General features: G+C 38.4%; 11 protein-coding genes and 5 pseudogenes. 7 read left to right on the top strand and 9 right to left on the bottom strand.

Annotated features, from left to right (window positions below; all coding sequences use genetic code 11):
• Positions 1 to 154 precede the first annotated feature (154 nt).
• The gene (locus BTN50_RS05185) at positions 155 to 1,378 is read right to left on the bottom strand and encodes an aminotransferase class V-fold PLP-dependent enzyme (protein WP_096619275.1); all 1,224 of its coding nucleotides are present in this window, start codon (positions 1,376 to 1,378) and stop codon (positions 155 to 157) included.
• Between the two features lie 545 nt (positions 1,379 to 1,923).
• Here BTN50_RS05185 and pssA point away from each other — a divergent pair.
• Together pssA and rep are read left to right on the top strand one after the other, a co-directional pair.
• Positions 1,924 to 3,273, top strand: coding sequence for a CDP-diacylglycerol--serine O-phosphatidyltransferase (gene pssA / locus BTN50_RS05190; RefSeq protein ID WP_096619276.1), 1,350 nt, complete (start codon positions 1,924 to 1,926; stop codon positions 3,271 to 3,273).
• Between the two features lie 1,109 nt (positions 3,274 to 4,382).
• Entirely contained in the window at positions 4,383 to 6,398 is a 2,016-nt protein-coding gene (gene rep, locus BTN50_RS05200; RefSeq protein ID WP_096619277.1) for a DNA helicase Rep, read from the top strand.
• Positions 6,399 to 6,664: 266 nt separating this feature from the next.
• Here the strand turns inward: rep and BTN50_RS05205 are convergent.
• Positions 6,665 to 7,456: pseudogene (locus BTN50_RS05205) on the bottom strand (IS5 family transposase).
• Positions 7,457 to 9,148: 1,692 nt separating this feature from the next.
• Here BTN50_RS05205 and BTN50_RS11190 point away from each other — a divergent pair.
• On the top strand, positions 9,149 to 9,361 hold the full coding sequence (locus tag BTN50_RS11190; protein ID WP_256386964.1) for a lysoplasmalogenase family protein: 213 nt from the start codon (positions 9,149 to 9,151) through the stop codon (positions 9,359 to 9,361).
• A 136-nt stretch (positions 9,362 to 9,497) separates the two neighbouring features.
• A pseudogene (locus BTN50_RS11195) lies at positions 9,498 to 10,040 on the top strand (transposase); the annotation flags it as partial.
• Positions 10,041 to 10,247: 207 nt separating this feature from the next.
• Here BTN50_RS11195 and mltF read toward each other — a convergent pair.
• From mltF to BTN50_RS05245, 7 genes and pseudogenes are all read right to left on the bottom strand, one after another.
• The gene (mltF, locus tag BTN50_RS05215) at positions 10,248 to 11,744 is read right to left on the bottom strand and encodes a membrane-bound lytic murein transglycosylase MltF (RefSeq protein WP_096619278.1); all 1,497 of its coding nucleotides are present in this window, start codon (positions 11,742 to 11,744) and stop codon (positions 10,248 to 10,250) included.
• A 79-nt stretch (positions 11,745 to 11,823) separates the two neighbouring features.
• A pseudogene (locus tag BTN50_RS05220) lies at positions 11,824 to 12,749 on the bottom strand (IS5 family transposase).
• A gap of 664 nt (positions 12,750 to 13,413) precedes the next feature.
• Positions 13,414 to 14,142 (bottom strand): thiamine ABC transporter ATP-binding protein, encoded by a 729-nt coding sequence (gene thiQ, locus BTN50_RS05225; RefSeq protein ID WP_096619279.1) that lies wholly within the window; start codon positions 14,140 to 14,142, stop codon positions 13,414 to 13,416.
• The gene (thiP, locus tag BTN50_RS05230) at positions 14,135 to 15,727 is read right to left on the bottom strand and encodes a thiamine/thiamine pyrophosphate ABC transporter permease (RefSeq protein WP_096619280.1); all 1,593 of its coding nucleotides are present in this window, start codon (positions 15,725 to 15,727) and stop codon (positions 14,135 to 14,137) included. The genes thiQ and thiP overlap by 8 nt, the downstream gene beginning before the upstream one ends.
• 30 nt (positions 15,728 to 15,757) lie before the next feature.
• A complete protein-coding gene (locus tag BTN50_RS05235) occupies positions 15,758 to 16,081 on the bottom strand; it encodes a hypothetical protein (RefSeq protein WP_150137124.1) in 324 nt (107 codons plus the stop codon).
• 328 nt (positions 16,082 to 16,409) lie between these two features.
• Positions 16,410 to 17,162: pseudogene (locus tag BTN50_RS05240) on the bottom strand (transposase).
• Positions 17,163 to 17,699: 537 nt separating this feature from the next.
• A complete protein-coding gene (locus tag BTN50_RS05245; protein ID WP_096619538.1) occupies positions 17,700 to 18,188 on the bottom strand; it encodes a nicotinamide-nucleotide amidohydrolase family protein in 489 nt (162 codons plus the stop codon).
• A 209-nt stretch (positions 18,189 to 18,397) separates the two neighbouring features.
• Here BTN50_RS05245 and BTN50_RS10435 point away from each other — a divergent pair.
• The 3 genes and pseudogenes from BTN50_RS10435 to kefB all read left to right on the top strand — a co-directional run bounded on the left by BTN50_RS10435 (position 18,398) and on the right by kefB (position 21,838).
• A pseudogene (locus BTN50_RS10435) lies at positions 18,398 to 19,357 on the top strand (IS5 family transposase).
• A gap of 121 nt (positions 19,358 to 19,478) precedes the next feature.
• Positions 19,479 to 20,042 (top strand): glutathione-regulated potassium-efflux system ancillary protein KefG, encoded by a 564-nt coding sequence (gene kefG / locus BTN50_RS05255; RefSeq protein WP_096619282.1) that lies wholly within the window; start codon positions 19,479 to 19,481, stop codon positions 20,040 to 20,042.
• Entirely contained in the window at positions 20,042 to 21,838 is a 1,797-nt protein-coding gene (kefB, locus tag BTN50_RS05260; RefSeq protein WP_096619283.1) for a glutathione-regulated potassium-efflux system protein KefB, read from the top strand. Before kefG ends, kefB begins: the two co-directional genes overlap by 1 nt.
• Positions 21,839 to 21,841: the final 3 nt, after the last annotated feature.

Raw genomic sequence — 21,841 nt, forward strand, 5'->3', positions numbered from 1 at the left:
TCAGTATGTCTCAAACGAAAGCGATCGTCTAATCGTCAATCATGTGGAGATTGGTTATCTGCGCTCGAATTAGGAAATAAAATTTAAACTATGGTTGTTTGTTATGTTCGTACCAAACGCATGGGCAAGTAATGTATTTAGGGTACTTTTTTATTCAGACCAATTCGCAAGCTTTTTGAATGGCAGTAATGCAACATGCAATGTCATCTGATGTGTTGTACAAGGCGATAGAAACGCGCACACAACCTGTAATTCCAAGTGCGTCCATTAATGGATGCGCGCAGTGATGACCAGAGCGAACAGCAACACCTTGTTGGTCTAATAGGATCGCGATGTCGGAATGGCACGCGTTGTTAACGGTAAATGCAATAACACTTGCACCTATTTGTAAACCAATAATAGAGAGGTTGTTGATGTTTTTTATACCTTCAATGAGCTGTGATTGTAGTGTCGCAATATGTATTGCAGCTTTTTGTCTGTCAAGTGTATTTAGCCAAGTAATAGCTTCAGAAAGCGCGAGAGCTCCAGCCACATGCGGTGTACCTGCTTCAAATTTGGCTGGAGATTCAGCAAATTGTGTTTCTTTGAAAGTGACTTGTTTTATCATATTTCCTCCACCGTGCCATGGTGGCATTGTATCTAGCAATTCCTCTTTGCCATATAAGATTCCAATTCCTGTGGGACCGAACATTTTATGGCCAGAAAAAACGTAGAAATCGGCGTTTAACGCAATGACATCAACCGGTTCGTGCACAACAGCTTGTGCGCCATCAATCACAACAATAGATGCTATGGCGTGTGCTTTTTTAATAATTACTTCGATGGGATTTCTGGTACCTGTTACGTTGCTAACATGATTTATACACACAATTTTTGTATGTTCGTTAAGTAGTTCTTCATACACTGTCATGTCTAAAGTGCATGTGACGGTATTAATGGGCCATTTCACGATGCGGGCGCCTGTTTGCTCTGCGATCAGTTGCCATGGCACAATATTAGCGTGATGTTCCATTTCACTTATGAGAATTTCATCGTTCGGTTTCAATGTTTGCCGGCCATAGCTTTGAGCAATTAAATTTAACGCCTCAGTTGCGCCCCTGGTCCAAACAATACAATTATTTTTTGCACCTAAAAATTGTGCGACCGTGTTTCGTGCTGTTTCAAAACGGTTAGTTATTGATGTCGTCAATGCGTGACTCCCGCGATGAACATTTGCCGCTGCTGCTGAGTAGTAATTGCTGATGCAATCAATTACAGGTTGAGGCTTTTGTGCTGTTGCTGCATTATCTAAGTAGATTAATGATTGTCCATGGATCTGGTGGTTCAATGAAGGAAAAATGCTGCGAATGGCATCTATATTAAAAGTACGGCTTGTCATTACTGGGCTGCCACTCAATTATATGTTATTAGTTTAGGTAGTTGCTTTTCTATGATTCTAACTCAAGTCAAAGTCAGGTGTTAATGAATTTGTTACCTCATTCAAGTTCAGATGGCAGAACCCAATATGATTTACTATTATATGATTGCTTTCGTTTTCGGCATACCTAACCTTGTCAGCCTATTAAATGCTTTTATGATCGCGTAGATTTCACTAAGCTGAACATTATATTTTTTTAAATTCAATCTTTATCCGAGTAATTTTTTGACTCCAAGGTTACCGTTTATGATAGGAAACGTTTATGGTGACCATACTTCGTTTTCTAATGTTGATTGGAATCCTATAACGGCTTTGTTTCCTAAATCAAGCAACTACATTATTATTGTATGCTCTAAACGACGAGGCTAACTTGAATATTCAGGTCTATGAATAAGCTTTGCTGTAAAACAACGTCTCAAGGACGTTTAAAATCACGCAATATTTGGTGTAAAATAAAGTTTAATTTTCGGTTAACCCAAGATTCAGTTAAATTTAATGAGGCCATAATGGATTCAGCTACTGTAAATAAGCAGTTGATCGATCAGCTCCCAAAAATTGCGCAATGTCCAGATCAGCTTGAAACGTTACTTAATGCTGCATCTTTTAGAAAGCGTTTGCTGCTCGAAATTGCACAGGCCAAGTTTCGCATCTTTCTCGTCACACTTTATTTACAAGATGATGAAGCTGGCCGTAGTATTTTAGATGCTCTCTATGTGGCCAAACAAAAGAATCCAATACTAGATATCAAAGTACTGGTTGATTGGCATCGCGCACAGCGTGGTCTTATTGGTGCCAACAAATCAGACGGGAATGCATTGCTATATCGAGACTATGCCGAAAGATTCACTCATAAAATTGATGTTCTTGGCGTACCAGTGAGAAATAGAGAAGTTTTTGGTGTTCTTCATCTTAAAGGCTTTGTTATGGATAATACTGTTATTTATAGTGGCGCAAGCTTAAATGATGTCTATCTCGCACAGCATGACCGTTATCGCTACGATCGCTACCATATTATAAAAAATAAAGTGCTTGCCGATTGCATGGTTAACTTTATTGGAAACACATTAGTCTCTAGTGCTGCAGTGACTTGTTTGACGCAGCCACATCGTCCTAATGCCAAAGTTCTAAAATTAGCAATTCGCGATCTTCGCTCCCGATTACAAAGTTCCAGTTATAATTTTATTTCTCAACATACCACAGAAAAACACGTAGGTTTGACACCAATGGTTGGTCTAGGGAAACATAAAAATTATTTAAATACTCAAATATGCCGATTGATTGCTAGTGCACGTAATGAACTCATTATCTGTACACCTTATTTCAACCCACCAAGAAGCGTGATGCGAGAGCTGCGTAAAGCTCTGCAGCGTGGTGCCACTATTACCATCATTGTTGGTGATAAAACGGCAAACGACTTTTATATTCCGCCCAGTGAACCATTCAAAACAATTGCAGGACTACCATATCTGTACGAAATAAATCTTCGTAATTTTGCTCGTCGCAATGAAGCCATTATCGCAAAACGACAACTTCGCATCAACCTCTGGAAACATGATGATAATAGTTTCCACCTGAAGGGGATTTGGGTAGACAGAACCTATATGTTACTCACAGGTAATAACTTAAACCCTAGAGCATGGAAGCTGGATTTAGAAAATGCTATCTTAATTCATGACCATCATCGGTTATTGGAAGCACAAACTCAACAGGAAATTGACACGATCCTAGAACATACACAATTCATTGGCAGCTACAAACACCTTGAAAAATTAGAGGATTATCCTGTGAGAGTTCGTAAACTATTGAAGCGGATTAAACGAATTAAAGTTGATCATTTATTGAATCAAATCCTCTAAGGTAAATAACTTAATCGTCTTTATTGATGTGCATACGCAAAAAAACTATCTACCTAATATTACCTAGCTTGAACTATACATCAAAATGGAGTCATGCATTCAATGCATTGATTCAGGATGTATTTCTTAAATTAGGACACTAAATTATTAAGCTACACGCTAAATAGCTAGGCACTTAAATATTTAAGTCTATGAAAAAGCTTTGCTACCAAAAAACTAACTAGAAACAGCATAATCAAGCTTTCAGCAATCGTGATTCACTAACATTATGGATTGCTTAATAAGCCATTTAGCAATGGGATTAAGCTAAATGAAGTAATTATGGAGGGCTCGCATTTGTTTAGTGACTTAGCCATTATGATGGCTCTCATGGTTAAACGCGTATTATCAATGTTGTTGTCATGCTCTTATTATTCATGCATTAGCAAGCGTGCCAAAACAGTTAATGTAGCGTTCAAAACTGAAGACTAACGGAATCATCTAGCACTTAACCATTGAATATAGGGATCTAAAGTCTACGGTAACGACGAATAAAAAATAAAAAAGCATGGCACTGATGGGAACAGAGAGTCTGGCATAAGTTATCATTATTGGTAAACATAAAGATGCATGCAATCACTGCTGCTGAGTTAAATGCGCCATATGTGACTGACGGTGACGTGTTACCTGACGTGCGCAAACATATTCTCTGATGAATCAATGCAATATCAGGCAAAGGTGGTTACGACACACAATTAAGTTACTAAGCTGTTCGTATTAAAGTCACGGTTTCACTGATATCACCCAGATAAAAGTGCAGCTGTTTGGAAATGAAGTTATCCATGTAATTTAGCGGTCAGTTACCATAAATCTTTTTGATCAAAGACGGTAATTTTTCGAATCAAAAACTCCTCAGAGTGACGTGGAACTTAAAGGATTCCAATATTTAGATTAGCGAAACTTATGCCATGATAAAAGAGTGAAGTAAGTTGGTAGAGCCAAGTATGCCTAAAAAAAAGTGAACGTCTAATAGTTCATTATGTAGAAAGTTGCTATTTGGATTTGAATTAGGCAACATAGCCTTGACAATGTACAGATGACCTATCGCTCAAGATAAATAGAGGCACCATATGCAACTCAATCCTGCCCAAAATAACGCTGTCCATCATGTGTCTGGACCGTGTTTAGTCTTGGCGGGTGCTGGATCGGGTAAAACCTGTGTTATTACTAATAAAATCGCCTATTTAATTCAGCATTGTGGTTACAAGGCACGTCATATTATGGCAGTAACATTCACCAATAAAGCAGCCAAAGAAATGAAAGAGCGTGTTGGGAAAATTTTCGGAAAACAAGAATTACGAGGGTTAACGATATCGACGTTTCATACTTTGGGGTTCGATATTATTCGGCGTGAATATAAAATATTAGGCCTAAAAATTGGGTTTTCTCTCTTTGATGCGGAAGACCAAATGTCATTATTAAAAAGTTTAACGGAGAATACAATTGAGGGTGATAAAGGCCTGTTGAAACAACTTTTTTGCAAAATTGCTAGTTGGAAAAGTGACATGTTAACACCAGCTCAAGCTAAAATTTTGGTAACGGGAAAGCAAGATCAGTTGTTTGCGCAGTGTTTTAGTCTGTATCACAAGCAGATGAAGGCGTATAATGCTTTAGATTTTGATGATCTAATCTTAATGCCAGTTGTTTTATTGCAAACGAATCAAGAAGTACGAGAACGTTGGCAGAGTGAAATTGGTTATTTATTGGTGGATGAATATCAAGATACTAATGCCAGCCAGTATCAATTGATTAAGCTATTGGTGGGTGAGAGAGCATATTTTACCGTAGTAGGTGATGATGATCAATCGATTTACAGCTGGCGCGGTGCACAACCTAAAAATTTGCTTACATTGAATCAGGACTTTCCCAATCTTAAAGTGATTAAACTGGAACAAAACTATCGTTCAACCAGTCGCATCCTTCGTGCAGCAAATATATTAATCGCTAACAATCCTCACGTGTTTGAAAAAACTCTTTTTTCTGAGAGGCCTAACGGTGACATGCTGAAGGTGTTAAAAACAAACAATGAAAATCATGAAGCAGAACGTGTAGTGAGTGAAATCATCAGGCATAAATTTATGAATGGCACTAACTATAAAGATTATGCAATTTTGTACCGTGGTAACCACCAGTCGATTCTGTTTGAAAAGGTCCTGATGCAAAACCGGATTCCTTATAAAATTTCCGGGGGAACCTCTTTTTTTTCTCGTGTAGAAATCAAAGATATTATGGCATATTTGCGTTTACTAACGAACCAAGATAATGACAATGCTTTTTTACGAATCGTGGATAGACCGCGTCGTGAAATTGGCTCCGTGACGCTTGAAAAACTGGGGTTATATGCAAACATGCGTGGGAAAAGTCTTTTTTCTGCAAGTTTAGAAATGGGCTTACAGCAGCATCTGAATGGTCGTAGCTTAGGGTCGCTCCAGCGATTCACTCGTTGGATTCTTGAACTTTTTGAGGAATCTGAACGTGGTAATGCTGTTGAAGCTATTCGTTTGCTAGTGCGTGATTACCGCTACGAAGATTACTTATACGAGACAGCATCTTCTGTAAAAGTGGCAGAGATGCAGATGAAAAACGTGTCTAATTTGTATAGTTGGATTGTCGCTGAACTGGAAGGTGACAATTATAATAACGAGCCTCAAACGTTGCATGAAGTGGTCCAACGTTTAACGCTTCGTGATATGATGGAACGTAATGAAAAAAGTGTCGATGCTGACCAGGTGCAGTTGATGACTTTGCATGCATCAAAAGGGTTAGAATTTGCGTACGTATTTCTAATTGGCATGGAAGAGGGTTTATTGCCGCATCAATCAAGTATTGATGAAGACAATGTCGAAGAAGAACGCCGTTTAGCTTATGTCGGGATAACCCGCGCACAGCAAGAGATGACCTTTACATTGTGCGAAGAACGTCGTCAGTATGGTGGATTAATAAAGCCAATGCCTAGTCGTTTTTTGGAAGAGCTGTCTTGTAACGTGGAGTGGGAAGAAAAGAAGCAACCGCAAACTCAAGAAGAGAGAATAACTAAAGGATCGGCTGCAATTGCCAACCTTAGGTCCATACTCAAAAAAAGCTAACAAAGAGAAGCCAGTAGATGTATTTTTTTAAAAAGCGGCTTAAAAGGTCTAGAGTTTGCTCTAGTATTGGAGCTTCCTCAGTTTAGTTTGTGTAAATTTCTTTGATCACTTTTGATGGTGTTTATGACCCCAAGTAGTGTTGCGAATTGATTTGTATTATGGTTATATATCTTATGAATTAATCGTGATTTGTAATTGATATTCATATTTAACGAGTGACTTTGTTTTTTAATTGGAGTTCAAATCGTAAATTCGAGCATTATTTACTATGAGATAACCGCTTTTATTTCAGGCATATCTAGCCCTGTCAACTTATGTAATGCCTTTATTATTGCGTAGGTTTCTCTAACCTGAATATTGTAATCTCTTAAGCTCAATGTTTATTGGAACTGTATAATGTCTGATAACTTACCGTCAGATTCTACGAAAACTTCATTCCCCAAAAGTTGCTTCTTTCCTTGGTGGGATGAGTGGAATCACTCGTTTAATACAAACGATTTCGTAATATTTTTTGGTGTCGTAAGCACCATCAGCTGATATTTCATTGATTCTTCGCCGGATCTGTTTGAGCAAGCTAGATAGTACTGTGCCGTCAGTCATATTTGATACACTTAACTCAGAAGCAATTATTTCATGCATATTTATATCTACAGCTAAATGTAATTTGCGTTAAACTCGCTGTTTCCGATAAGTGTCATGCTTTTTGCTTTTCATTGGCTTTTATCCCCCCTAGACCTTTAGTCCTGTATAAACACTGGTTCAGTACGGAATCATTTCTTTATTCTTCGTCTGTAACGCGATGTTAATTATTGTAGCTCGCATTGCTAATGCACGAATAGTGAGGGTATAACAATGGCAGTTGAGTAAGTTTGAAAATAGAATTAATTAGTCTTTGCAAACTTCTCACTAGCAATGGAAATATGCGCTGAATCATGAGGGTCATCGTAATGACTAAGTCGATAAATAAACCAGGTTTCCCACGATTACTTGGCTTAGTTTGGTTCCATAACTGAATGGCTCATTCAACAATCCAGAATATTAGTTGAGCCACGGTTGATTAAAGCTTTATTATACTGTTTTAAGTAATTTTTGGTAGCGAAGTTTTTTTATAGACCTGAGCATTTAAGTTGCTTAGTTGCTTAGTTGCTTAGTTGCTTAGTTGCTTAGTTGCTTAGTTGCTTAGTTGCTTAGTTGCTTAGTTGCTTAGTTGCTTAGTTGCTTAGTTGCTTAGTTGCTTAGTTGCTTAGTTGCTTAGTTGCTTAGTTGCTTAGTTGCTTAGTTGTTTAGTTGCTTAGTTGCTTAGAGTGTTGATTAAAAATTTAGCTTCCTGATTTAGGCAATAAAGCCGGTTACCATAAATGTTCCCTAGTAGAGCCAGCAATGATTCGAGTTAAAAAACTACTGAAGGGGGGATCTTAACCTAATGGATCACATTTCTCAAATTAGAGAAACTTATGTCATGATAAAAACGTTAAATAAACTGACTGAACTAGATATGCTCAAAACGAAAGCGATGGACTCATAGTGAATTATGTTGGAATTTGCTATCTAAACTTGAATAAAAATAAAATTTCAATAAGTGCCCCATTACCTATCTCTTGCATTTCAGCTGGTTTGTAGTCTCTCATTATTTTTTTATTAAGTTGTTTCAAGCAGGTACAAAAAATTTCAATATGTTACATATAGAGCGTAGAACAATGTGCTTATTTTAGAAAAAATACAGTATACATTAAAACTATCTATACACCAAAATTCAAGGTTGAATATAAATAATCTATAGGGATAAATATTGAAAGTCTTTCTTTTATGGCAACCAAATGCGAATGCAATACTTGTCTTTAATCGGGGCTCTGAAGTATACCAAAGCCATGTAGTTTCTTGGTGTAGGAAATAAAATTTTTATGCATGGTTCAAGTTGATGTAGGGCATAAAGCCCTTTATGATCAATAATCAAGGAGGTATTACCTCCGCCAAAGTGACGATATTTAACGCGGGTGATAGAAGGTCTGATGAACTTTAAGAATATCTGATACTCTAAAAATAAATTATTATTGGAATTGTTGTTAACTAACGTAGCAACATATGCTCAGTCGAGTATATGCAATACTGTAATTGTATCATCTTGCTGGCTGGGAGTATCTCGTATTCATTTCAATCAAAGAAGTCAAGCATTAAACTGACTAGGACTAATAAGTGAATGCTTATATAGATTTGAGGTTATTGGCATGTATGCTCATTGATGTGTATTCACGTGACAAGTGGATCATCATTGTTTTTAGTGCGCTGGTCATCTCTGAAACTTATGCGGGAGGCTTTATGCTTGTTATCTCAAAATTACGTGGGGATTATCTTAAGGGAATAAAGACATGTTGAGTTAGTTTGTTGCTTGCTATTCAGATGCCCTGCACATCCATGCCGCTTATAAAGGACTGCGCGATCAATTGTATCTTTTCAAACCTGTAACGATTATGCTGATGATGGCTATTGTCGGGTTGTGGGGAGAAACCACTAGCTATACTTATCTGATTTTATCTTAGTGGGTCTCTTTTGTTCATTGTTTAACGATGTATTTTTCATATTGCCGAGAGAAAGATTAATTCTAGGTTTGCTCAATTTTTTGTGGCTCCCATTCTCTATAGTATTGCTTTTTGGCAAAGTCCTAATGATGTGATGCTGTAGTGGCTGCCCTCATTGATTGGGGCTGCGAATGTCATTATTTTCTTTTTATTACTACCTAACCTTGCTTGCTGATGATTCCTGTTGCTCTATACATTGCGATAATTGAACAAATGGCGAGGGGAGCAGGAGAATTTTGGATGAGTTCAGGGTCGCAAACAGTGACGTATGTCTCTGTTGATGTATCGCTACTCATGATATTAAATACTGTGTTAGCATTTGAACGGTCTAGAGGGCCATCTAAAGCCTTAGCATTGTTAATAATGACAACTTATTTTTGTGCGTAAAGTTTGATAACAGCTTCTATTTTATCGTTATAAATAAAATTTTTTTATGTTATGGATAGCTTTGTTTCCTCAATCAGGGAACTACATTATCAATCTACTCTCTAAAACAGCTAGGCTGGTTTAAATATTTAGATCTATGAACAAACTGAATTACAAAACAACTAACAGAAGCAGTATAATGAAATTTTAATCAATCGTGGCTTACTAAAATTCTGAATCAATGAAGAAGTCATTCAGTTATGGAATTAAACTAAGCGGGGGTAATCATGGGAAACCATCTTTATTCAGCGCCCTAACCATTACGATGGCTATTATAGTTAACAGCGTATTTTTAATGTTATTAAGAGGTCTGCTGGGAGTCATTAATTCTGTTTTTTAAATTTGCTCAACTGCCGTTATCATTCTCACATTCCCTCATTATTCATGCATTAGCAAACGAGCTAAAACGGTTAACGTCACGTTCAAGGCGAAGACTGAAGGGATCATCCCGAGCTCAGCCATTAATTCTACAGAGCTAAAAATCTATGGCACTGGAGAATGAAAAGTGAAAAAGTATGGCACTGATGAAAAATGTAGAGTCCGGTATAAGTGACATTTAGGAATAGATGTAAGTACGCATGAAATCAATGCTGCTGAGTTAAATGTGACTAATGGTGTATTGGTACTTAACTTGCTCGAATAGATCCGTCGAAGAATCAACATCATGATAAAAGCGTTAAATAAGTTGATATAGCTAGGTATGCCCAAAACGCAAACGGTTGTTTAATGGTGCATCATGTTGAGATTTGTTATCTTGCTTGACTCGAACTAAGAAATAAATTTTTTACCTCTGTTCGCAGCACCTTGATAATGACTCGTTTTATACTAAAGGCTCTATGTTTTATGGCTATTCTGTGATGACTGCATTGATTATGATTGCCGTTTTATCTACTGTGGTCTGTTTTGTTGTAACCTTAATCGTTTGCCAATCGTTAGCATTATCCGCCTCTTCGCTGTGGATCACCATTCCTTTATTTTGTTCATGGCCAATGATGCTTTGGTAGTAACGACGTATATTTTCTACATAGTTTTTGGCCTCATAACCTCGTGCATAACCATAACGAGTTTGCATGTAGTATTGCCGATTGGCCAGTAATGGAAGCCGCTGTTTAACATCTACCCATGCATCTGGATTACCTCCTTGAGCTTTTGTAAGATGTCTAGCATCCATCATATGACCGAATCCGATGTTGTAGGATGCAAGAGCAAACCAAATGCGTTCATGTTCATGGATGCTGTCTGGTACACGATTCATCATTTTACGAAGGTATTGTGCACCACCGCGAATGCTATGCTCAGGGTTAAGCCGATTGGTCACACCCATAGATTGGGCTGTGGGCAATGTTAGCATCATCATGCCGCGAACGCCAGTTGGAGAGACCGCCAGAGGATCCCAATGTGATTCTTGATAAGAGAGCGCAGCAAGTAAACGCCAATCAAATTCATCAGCATATTTTTTAAATAATGGTTCCCAATTAGGTAACTTACTATTGATAGCACGTAAAAATGCACGCGTATCAACAAAGTCAAAACTATCGACATGCCCAAAATACTTTTCTGCCAGTGCTGCCAATTTACCGCTTTGGTTTTGTTCACCGAAAAACTCAATCATCAGCGCGTAAACACTATCATCCTGACTTTTTTTCATAAACCATGCTACGGGCTCATCTTCAGCGAGCTCAATAGCGACAGTAATGGTGGGGTGTGTGCGCTGGATAAGTGCGATTTCGACAGAATCAGCAATGGTAAAATCTAGTTGACCATCAGCGACTTGCTTAAGTAGCTCATCGTCATCAGTATCTTTGATGCTGTCCCAGGTAAGATCTTGGAATTCATGTTGAATATTTTCCAAAGTTATGGCGTGGCTTGAACCTTCAACGACGGCAATGCGTGCTCCATCTTTATTTAGTTCGGTAAGGTTACGAGGACGCCAATGACCATTTTTATACACCAGTTGTTGACTGACAAAGTAGTATGCAGGACCTGGACGAAAGTGCTCCATCCTATTTTCAGTAATGGTTAAACTCGCTGCAATAATATCGACATCCCCTCGTTCAAGTGTAGGGAAAAGATCGGATAATGTATAAGCTGGCTGCATTTCAAGTTTTACACCGAGGCTATCGGCAAACCGGGTAGCAAGTTCAAAGTCGAATCCGGTTGGGCCATCAAAACCGATGTAATAAGATAATTGATTGTTAAGCGTACCCACCCGTAAGACACCGCTATCGCGGATTTGCTCAAGCTTAGTTCTGTTGTCGTAATGCCACTCACAAGCGGTGAGTAATAACATTGATATCAGACCTGCAAGTAATTGAAGCTGTCGTTTAATTTCATTTATATTCAAAAAATATGCTCACTTTTATTGAGAATGGGCTTTGTTTCCTCCTTCGAGTTTAGATAGCAAATCCCAATATGATACACTATTAGATAATCGCGTGCGTTTTATGTATACTTAACTGACTATGTTATTTAACTCTTTTATTATGGCGTAGGTCTCGCTAATCTTGGCTTTATGAGCCCTCAGGTTCAATGTCCTTTCGAGTAGTTTTTTACTTGAAAGATTGCCGTCTCTGATAGGGAACAGTTATGGTAACCATACTTCGTTTCTTTATGCTGACATGAACCGTATAATTGCTGGTAACTGACCTCTGAATTACGCGTATGACCGCGTGCCCCAAAAGTTGCTCCTTTTTGGTGGGATGAGTGAAACCATTCGTTTAATAGAAACAGTTTTGTAACAGTGTTTAGTGTCGTAAATACTATAGCCTGATATTGCATTGATTCTTTGTCGGGTCTGTTTGAGTAAATTAGGTAACACTTCACTGCTAGTCACATTTGATGAACTCAATCCAAGAGCAATTATTGCATGTGTATCAATGTCTACCGCTAAATGTGACTTGCACCAGACTCAACGCTTATCGTCAGTACTGTGCTTTTTTTATTTGTTATTTTTCATCGTGATTTTTAGCCCCGTAGAATTAATGGCTAAGTACTGAGTTGTTCCTTTAGTCTTCGTTTCGAGTACAACGTTCGCTGTTTTGGTACGCTTGCTAATGCATGAATAGTGAGGGTATAATAATAGAAGTTGAGCAAGTTTCAAAATAAAATGAATGAATCCTTGCAAACTTCTTAATGGTATTGAAAATATGTGTTTGAGCATGAAAGCTATTGTAATGGCTAAGGTGCTAAATAAACGAGGTCCCCTATGACTACTCTGCTTAGTTTGTCTCCATAGCTGGATGCCTTCTCTATTAATCCAGAATGTTAGGGAGTCACGATTAATTAAAATTTGATTATACTGCTTCAAGTTGGTTACTTTGTAACGAAGTTTGTAAAGAGACTGAAATATTTAAGTGAACTTAACTATTTAGAGCGTAGATTAATACTTTAATTTTATTATTTAGGAAATGAAAGACTAACTTGGGGATTATAATACCTTAAACTCAATATTCCTCCAAGTAGTTTTTGACTCGAAAGGTTAGTGTCTCTGATAGAAAACGTTTATGGTAATTATATTTCGTTTCCCAATGCTGATTTGAATTCTATAATCTTGTTTCCCCAAAAGCCGCGTATTTCTTTGGTGAGATGAGTGGAACTGTTTGTTAAAAATGATTGCATGCGTATTTATACCTACTACTAAATGCAACTTATACTAAACTCTATTTTTACTGTCAGTACAATGTTTTTTTTGCTTGTTATTCTATCTTACTATAGGCTTCCAAATGAGTCGCATCAATAGCTAAGTGCAGGATGGTTCATTTAATTTACGTCTTGAACACGATGTTAATTTTTTGGTGCGTTTGCTAATACACGCATGATAACAGCCGTGGAGCAAACTTGAAAGCAAAATTCATGAATCTAGGCAGGCTTCTCAACAGCATTAAGAGCAGAAGTTTAACTATGGGAATCTTCGCAATGGAGAAGTTACTAAATAAATGAAATCTCCCCCCCTATTGCTCTGTTTGGTTTGCTGCCATAGTTCATTATGTTGAAATTTTTTATCTGAGTTCGCATTAGGAAACAAAGTTAAAACTTAGCTGTTTAGAGCATAGATTAATGATTGTTCTCTCATTTAGGAAACAAAGATCGTCCAAGGCTGAAATGTCGGTCTGATAAGCTACTTTACCTTTATCAATAAACAGTACAGTGTCAGCAATGGCTTTTGCGTCTTCAGGGTGATGCGTCACCATTAAAATGGTGGTGCTGTATTGCTGAGTTAGTGCCTTCACTTGCTTGAGCATATTGTGACGTAGTGCTGGATCTAGGGCGGAGAAAGGTTCATCCAAAAGTAAAAGTGGGCGATAACGCACAAAACAACGAGCAAGTGCGACTTGTTGCTTTTGCCCACCAGACAATTGACCCGGGAGACGATTCAGATAGGTTTCAATACCTATATTTTTTGCAGTTTGTTGTACGGTTAATTCTTGGTGGTCTGTTAGAGATAGAGTCGGATCAATACCGAGTGCAATATTATTAAAAGCAGTTAAGTGACTGAATAAGTTATGCTCTTGGAATAATATTGAGAGAGGACGTTCGTGTGCTGGCATTCTAGTAAATTCTTGATCGTCAAACAATACCTTACCATCACTTGGTGTGAGGAGTCCGCACAACAGCGCAAGCAAGGTACTTTTACCAGCGCCGCTTGGCCCTAAAATTGCGGTGACCGAGCCTGATGAAAGTGAGAAAGAAAATGATAATGTTTCTGCCTGATATTGGTATGATAATGCACTGACGTTAAGCATATGATTTCCATGTGGTAATTTTTTCTATGAGTGCATAACAGCCTAAGCTAACAGTGAATAAGATCAGAGAGACTGCTGCTGCTGCATCCATTTGATAACTGCCCATCAGGCGAAATAGATATAAAGGTAGTGTTTCGAAGTCTTTACTGCCAACTAAAGCGATAGCACCAAGATCGCCGGTAGAAAGTACAAAGCTGATGGCAAGTGCCCGTGCAATGGGGGCTCTCAATGCTTGCCATTCGATAAGTCTTAATTGATTGAGGCCTTTAAGCCCTAAGCTACAACAGAGACCATGGTATTGCTGAGCAAGTTGATACGCAGGTTGGCTCAATATTTTAACTACATAGGGCAATGCCATCATGGTGTTAACGGTAAGTATTAACCAAAAAGCAGAATTGAACACATCAATATAGCTGCGTAGCATCAGGAAAAGTCCAGTACTAAGCACGCTGCCTGGTACAACCAGCACAAGGGATGCTATGATTTCTATGCCGTTGGCGCGTATTGATTTACCCAACAGCCGCCAAGATCTACTGGTAAGTATTATAGTTGTGCCAAGTGATAATGCGCTTATGGCTGAACATGTTGCTAACATCAGTGAAGTTATAGTGGCATTCCAAATTGCTGATTGTTTAAGTATCGACAGAGCACTTGAGTTTACGCCACTTATAATAATCATGGCCAATGGGGGAATAACCAACAACACAGCTGCGCCAATCCAAAAATAATTCCACATTTTTTCACCAAAGCTATCTAACCTCGGAGGTAAGATGATATTAATATCTTTGCCCTGTATTGCAATGGGTTTGGTGGCGCATTGTACGATAAGATGAAAAGTACCACAAAGCAGTAATTGCCAGAGTGCTAAAAGTGCACCCGTTTGTAAATCGAAATCAAAACGAATAGCGTGATAGATTGCAAGCTCAATCGTGGTTGCACTTGGACCGCCACCTAAAGCCATTACTGTTGCAAAGCTGGTAAAGCATAGAATAAAAACTAAACCAGTAGCATGGAATAACTGTAAACGCAAATATGGCCATTCTATTAATCTAAATTGGTGCCAGCCTTGTAGACCAAGTTGATACGCCAGTCGGCGTTGATCACATGGAATCTGATTCAAAGCTTGTACTAATAGTTGGGTGGCAAAAGGTAAGTTAAAGAAAACATGTGCAAGTAAAATTCCAGATAACCCATAAATATTAATATTCCATTTTAAGCCAAATATTAGAAGTATATCGGAAAGTAAGCCACTTTTTCCATAGATAGAAAGGATGCCAAATACACCTACAAGAACAGGTAACACCAAAGTCATAGAGAACAGTTTAAGTAGTAGTTCCTTACCTGCAAAGCGACGTCGAGACAAAGCATGAGCAACCGGTATAGCTAAACCGACCGAGAGCAATGTTGAAAAAAAAGCCTGTTTTAAGCTGAATGCGGTGACATACTGAAGATAAGGATCTTGCCATAAGGATGCGATATTCAAAGATCGCGATTGTGCGAGCAAAAAAAACAGAGCGGCGTTAATTAGCACCGCTATCAACACCGCCGAAACTATACCTGGCCATATTTTAGATGAGTTTAGCATAAAATTTGTTCACTAGGGATAATTGCCATTCTAGGATCTAATGGCGACTCTTATCTGCCATATTTTTGGTGTCCCTAGCCAGCTATTGACTTGCATAGATAAAATATTAAAATTATCAAATAATTTAATATTAGTAACTGGATACATCCAGTCCCTAGTTGAGATTAGGTCCTGGAATTCATCACTCAAAATAAATCGCATGTATTCACCAGCTAAAGTTTGGTTTGTTGAGTCTTTTACTTTGGTTGCCACTTCGACTTGCATGTAGTAGCCTGCATTGAAATTTGCGGTAGTCAAACTAAAGTTGTTTCCTGTGCCCAGATGATACGCTGGAGATGTTGTGTATGTTAGCACTATGTCTGCTTTTTTCAAAAAAATGCTGTAGCTTTGGACTAATTTTGGTTGCCGTAGCTGTTTTTCTCGTCAGTGATTCCCATGCATTGAATACGTTGTCACCAGAGACTGATTTCATCTACAACATCAGGCTTTATTCTAGTGTTAACGTTCTCAGATCTTGATAAAGCATGAAAATATTATTAGACCTTTTACTAGTCCTCTTAAATTTTTTGGAAAATTTTGAAATTTATTTTGTCATAAAGAAACGTAAAGTCATCGTAATCGTAACCGTAATCGTAGTTTTGTTTTTTAATTTGCGTCAGAGAGCAAATTTCAACATGATTAGCTAGTAGACGATCACTTTAGTTTGAGATATACTTAATCTTATTAGTTTATTTAACGCTTTTATCATGGCGTAAGTTTCTCTAATCTGAGCATTGTGATCCCTGAGGTTTAAAGTCTCTCCGAGTAGCTTTTTGACTCGAACTGCTGCCGTCTATGATAGGGAATATGTATGGTATTAATACCTCGTTTCCTAATGCCAATTTGAACAGCATAACTTCTGGCAAATAACTGCTAAACTATGCGGATAATCTCATTATCCAAAAGTTATTTTTTTCTGAGTGGGATGAGTGGGACCGCTCGTTTAATCCGAATGGCTTTGTGACATTGTCTGGTACTGTAAACGCTATCGCCTGATATGCATTGATTTTGCAGCGGTCTGTTGGAGTAAGTTAGGTAGCACTGCACTGTCAGTCACGTTTGATTAAGTTAACTCAACAGCAATAATTGCATGTGTATTTATATCTATCGTTAAATGGTTCCTTCAGTCTTCGTCTTGAACGTAATGTTAACCGTTTGCTAATGCATGAACAGTCAGGGTATGGGTATGACAACGACAGTTGAGCAAATTTATAGATGGCATTAATGAGTCCTTATAGGCCAGGTAACGGGATTGAAAATATGCGCTTAACTATGGGACCGTCGTAATGGCTCAGTCGTTAAATACATGAAGCCTCCCAAAATAACTCTGCTTAGTTTAATTCCATAGCTGAATGGCTGTTTCGTCAATCCAAAATGTTAGTGAGTCATGATTAATTAAAGCTTGATTATACTATTTTCTGTTGATTGTTTGGTTGCGAAGCTTATCCAAAGACGTTTTTTATTAAAGACGGCAATGTTTTGAGTTAAGAAACCACTGGGGGTATTGAATCTAGGTGCTGAGAATACTCAGATTAGTGAAGCCTACGCCATGATAAAAGCGCCAAATAAGCTGACTGAGCTAAGTATGCCTAACATGAAAGCGATTGTATGATCATAAATCATGCTAGAATAGAACATGTTGTCTGAACTTGAATTAAGAAATTAAATTTCCTTAATGCTACATCCAGAAACGAAGAACCTATAGATACAGTTTTAATGTTCATGGTGTGATCATTGCCAAAACACATGATCGATCCTTGATGAGTGGTTTTTGATTTAACCTATAATCACCACGTGTATTCTTTGTTAATTTGGTTTTTTAACAGCAGTAATATGTATTTTAATAATGTTTTATCAATGGTAACTAAGCCTGCTTTTATTTACACAGTATTTAGTTCTATTTAAAATTTTTATTTTTTGTGTAGTATGGTCCTTATTTTTGACTCGTAAGATAAGATTGCAGATGACATAAACTATGAATAATCGTATTAAGGCGGATTATATGTCTATCTCCATTAAATAAACACGTTTCTGTTACAACCTCTACTTTTGTTGCCCAGCCAAAACAGACTATACCAATAGGTTTCTCGTCATTCTTTCCCGTAGGTCCCGCTAAACCACTAACGGCCAGCGAATAATCAGCATTAGCAACTGCTAAAGCGCCATTTGCCATCTCAGCTACAACTTCTTCACTTACCGCGCCATGCGCATCAAGAGTTGCTTGTTGTACGCCAACTAATGTTTGTTTAGAATCATCGCTATATGTCACGAAGGCACGATCAAACCAAGCAGAACTTCCCGCAACTTCTGTCAGGAAATAAGATATGCCACCACCGGTACAAGATTCTGCCGTCGTGACTGTTCCACCCGCGTCTTGTAATAATTCCCCAATTTGAGCTGCAAGTTTGATTAATTCTTCTATCATTTTTTCTTTGGACTTCATTTAGGCTTTGTTTCCTAATTCTGTTGGCTTATTTAACGCTTGTATCGTGGCGCAGGTTAGCCAACTTGGGCGTTGTCATCTCTTAGGCTTAATGTTTCTCCGAGGAGTCTTTTGACTCAAAACGGCTTTGTTTGCTAAATTATTAACCTACGCTCTCAACAGCTAAGCTCACTTAAATATTTAAGTTTATGAAAAAGGTTCGTTACAAAATAACCAACTGGAAACAGTATAATCAAGCTTTAATTCATTGTGACTCATTAATATTTTGGATTGATGAAACAGCCATTCAGCTATGGAACCAAATTAAGTCGTGTAATCTGTGGGAGACCTCGTTTATTTAACGACTTAGCCATTACGATGGCTCTCATGGTTAAATGCGTCTTTTCAATACCACTGAGAGGTTAGCAAGGATTAACTAATTCTATTTTCAGACTTGATCAACTGCCAATGTCATACCCTCATTGTTCATGTATTAGCAAGCAAGCTAAAACGGTTAATGTCATGCTCTAGACGAAGAATAAAGGGAATATCCAGCACTTAGCCATTGATTCTACGGGATTGAAAATTTATGATGAAGGAGAATGGACAGTAAAAAAGCATAGTACTCATGAAAAACGACGAGTATGGCGTAAGTTATATTTAGAGGCAGATATCAATACGTATGAAATCATTTTGCTGAGTTAAGTGCATCAAATGTGATTGATAGTGAAGTGCTACCTAACTTATTCCAACAGACTCGCTGAAAAATCAATGAAATATCAGTTATGGCGCTTACGACACCAGATAATATTACGAACCCGTTTGTATTAAACGAGCGGTTCCACCCATGCTACCACGAAAAGCAGCAAATTTTTAAAAATGAAATTATCTTCGCAATTTAGCAGTCAGTTACTAACAGTTATGCGGTTCTAATTAGCATTAGAAAGGGAGGTATAGCTACCGTAAACGTTACCTATCAAAGGAGGCAATGATTTTGAATCACAAAACTACTAGGAAGGACATTAAGCTTAAGAAATCATAATGCTCGGATTAGCGGAATTCACGGCATGGTAAAAGTGTTGAATAATATGACAGAGCTAGGTATAGCTAAAATAAAAGCATTGTTTAAATGTTCATCATGTTGGGATTTGCTATCTGAACTTGAATGAGGAAACAAAGTTACCTGATGAGAAAAATATAACAGAAAGCACCTCAAAACAGGCATTAGATGTCATCATAATGGTATTATAAAAAGAACCATTTACTTGGTAAAAAGGATATTGCTGCGAAATGGAAATCAACAAGGCAACATGTTCCCGGTCTAAAGTTTTGGTGCTGTTTGCCCACCCTGACCCTCATGAGTCGGTAGCAAATAAGATTTTGATTGCATCTGCCCGTCAATGTAGTGATGTTACAGTACATGATCTCTATGCTGCATACCCGGATTTTATTATTGATGTTCACTATGAACGTGAACTGCTTCTCTCTCATGATGTAATTGTATTTCAACACCCATTACAAATGTATTCCTGCCCCTCTTTATTAAAAGAATGGATTGATGTAGTGCTTGGTAAGGGTTTTGCTCACGGGGGTGGTAGTGCATTGGCAGGAAAAATTTGTCGATTTATTGTAACTACAGGTGGTGCAGCAAAGGCTTTCAGCCAAACGGGCTATAACAAATACAGTATGAAAGAGTTGCTTCAGCCTTTTGAATTAACTGTTTTATTGTGTCAAATGTGCTGGGTTGAGCCTCTGATACTCCACTGGGCACGTCGTGTAACGGATGATACTCGTTCTGTGCACGCTGCATATTACGCCGATTGGCTTTGTAATCCTGTTCTGGTGGTGGTGTGATGGGGCACAATTATCTGATGGATGCACTTATTTTTCTTGCTGCTGCTGTTATGGCTGTACCGTTGGCGCAGCATCTAGGTATTGGTTCTGTGCTGGGATATTTGATAGCAGGCATTATTATTGGACCGTGGGGCTTAGGTCTTATCAGCGATGTTGAAGCTATTTTACACTTTGCAGAGTTAGGTGTTGTTTTGCTTCTGTTTTTGATCGGTTTAGAACTGAATCCTAAAAAATTATTACAAATGCGCAGACCCATTTTGGGACTTGGTGGCAGTCAGGTATTTATCAGTTGTGTGGTGATTGGTAGTGTGGTGATGGCCTTTGGTATTGGCCGCATTGATGCTTTAGTCGTAGGTATGGGGTTTACACTTTCTTCAACAGCGATTGCAATGCGGATCATTGAAGAACAACGCCTTATGCGTAGTGAAGCCGGGCAATCGGCGTTTGCTATTCTATTATTTCAAGACATTGCCGTGATCCCAATGCTTGCTACCTTGCCTGCATTAGTTGGTGGAGCTGAAGGTAGTTGGATCGACGTGGGTATTATGCTTGGTGCTGTTGCCGCATTGCTTATCGGTGGTCACTATTTATTGCGTCCTTTACTTCGTTGGGTCGTGACTAGTCGCGTCAAAGAAATGTTTACCGTCGCTGCTTTATTGTTGGTCATTGGCATTGCACTAGGCATGCAAGCGCTCGGGCTGTCTATGGCGCTAGGAACATTTCTTGCTGGTGTGCTGCTTGCTGAAAGCGAATATCGTCACGAGTTAGAAATTGCGATTGAGCCGTTCAAAGGACTATTGCTTGGATTGTTCTTTATTGCCGTGGGCATGGCAGTTAATATGGGTCTGTTGTTCAAATATTTTTTTGAAATTTTTGGTGCTGTCATGGCACTCATTGGCATAAAATTTATGATTATTTATGGCTTAATGAGGGCGTTTGGCGGTAGCGAAAGATCACGCAGTCAAGTGGCTATATTGCTTAGCCAAGGTGGTGAATTCGCGTTTGTTCTTTTTACCGCTGCGCGAGGAGAAGGATTACTTAATCCGTCACTAAATGCTTTTTTGCTGGTAATAGTGAGTTTGTCGATGATGACCACACCTATTATTTTAACGCTGCAAAAAATTTGGTTTGTACGTACTTTTAATGCTGATATTGCAGAACCTGCAAATCAGATATTTGATCAAGAATGTGGACGTGTTATTATAACAGGTTTTGGTCGTTTCGGACAAATGGTTGGACGCTTATTGTTTGCTAACAAAATTAAACTAACGATCCTGGAACGCGATCCTTCTCAAATTGCACTGCTTCGTAAGTTTGGCTACAAAGTGTATTATGGAGATGCTACTCAGCTTGATTTGTTGCGAGCGGCAGGAGCAGAAACGGCGGAAGTGATTGTTGTGTGTACTGATTCGCCTGAAGAAGTAATTGAAATTGTTGAGCTTTGCCAACAGTATTTTCCAAATTTACAGGTGTTTGCACGAGCCCGAAGTCGTGTTGAAGCTAATCAACTGCTAGGTCACAATGTGGATGGATTCGCGAGAGAAACTTTTTTAAGTGCACTGGACTTGGGTAAGCAGACATTAATTGCCTTGGGTATGCACCCATATAAAGCAAAACGTGCTGAGACCTTTTTTAAAAAATTGGATGAGACGCGATTGCATGAGATGCAACCCCATCACAGTGAGGATGTATCAGCTTCGTCACGAACTAAAGAAGCCCGTTTGGAGCTTGAGGAATTGTTTGACCTTGAGATGAAAGGGGACACCGAACGTCACAAAAGTTGGAATCGAGAATAAACA

It is taken from the genome of Candidatus Enterovibrio altilux (genome assembly GCF_002381345.1).
GTDB classification, from domain to species: domain Bacteria; phylum Pseudomonadota; class Gammaproteobacteria; order Enterobacterales; family Vibrionaceae; genus Enterovibrio; species Enterovibrio altilux.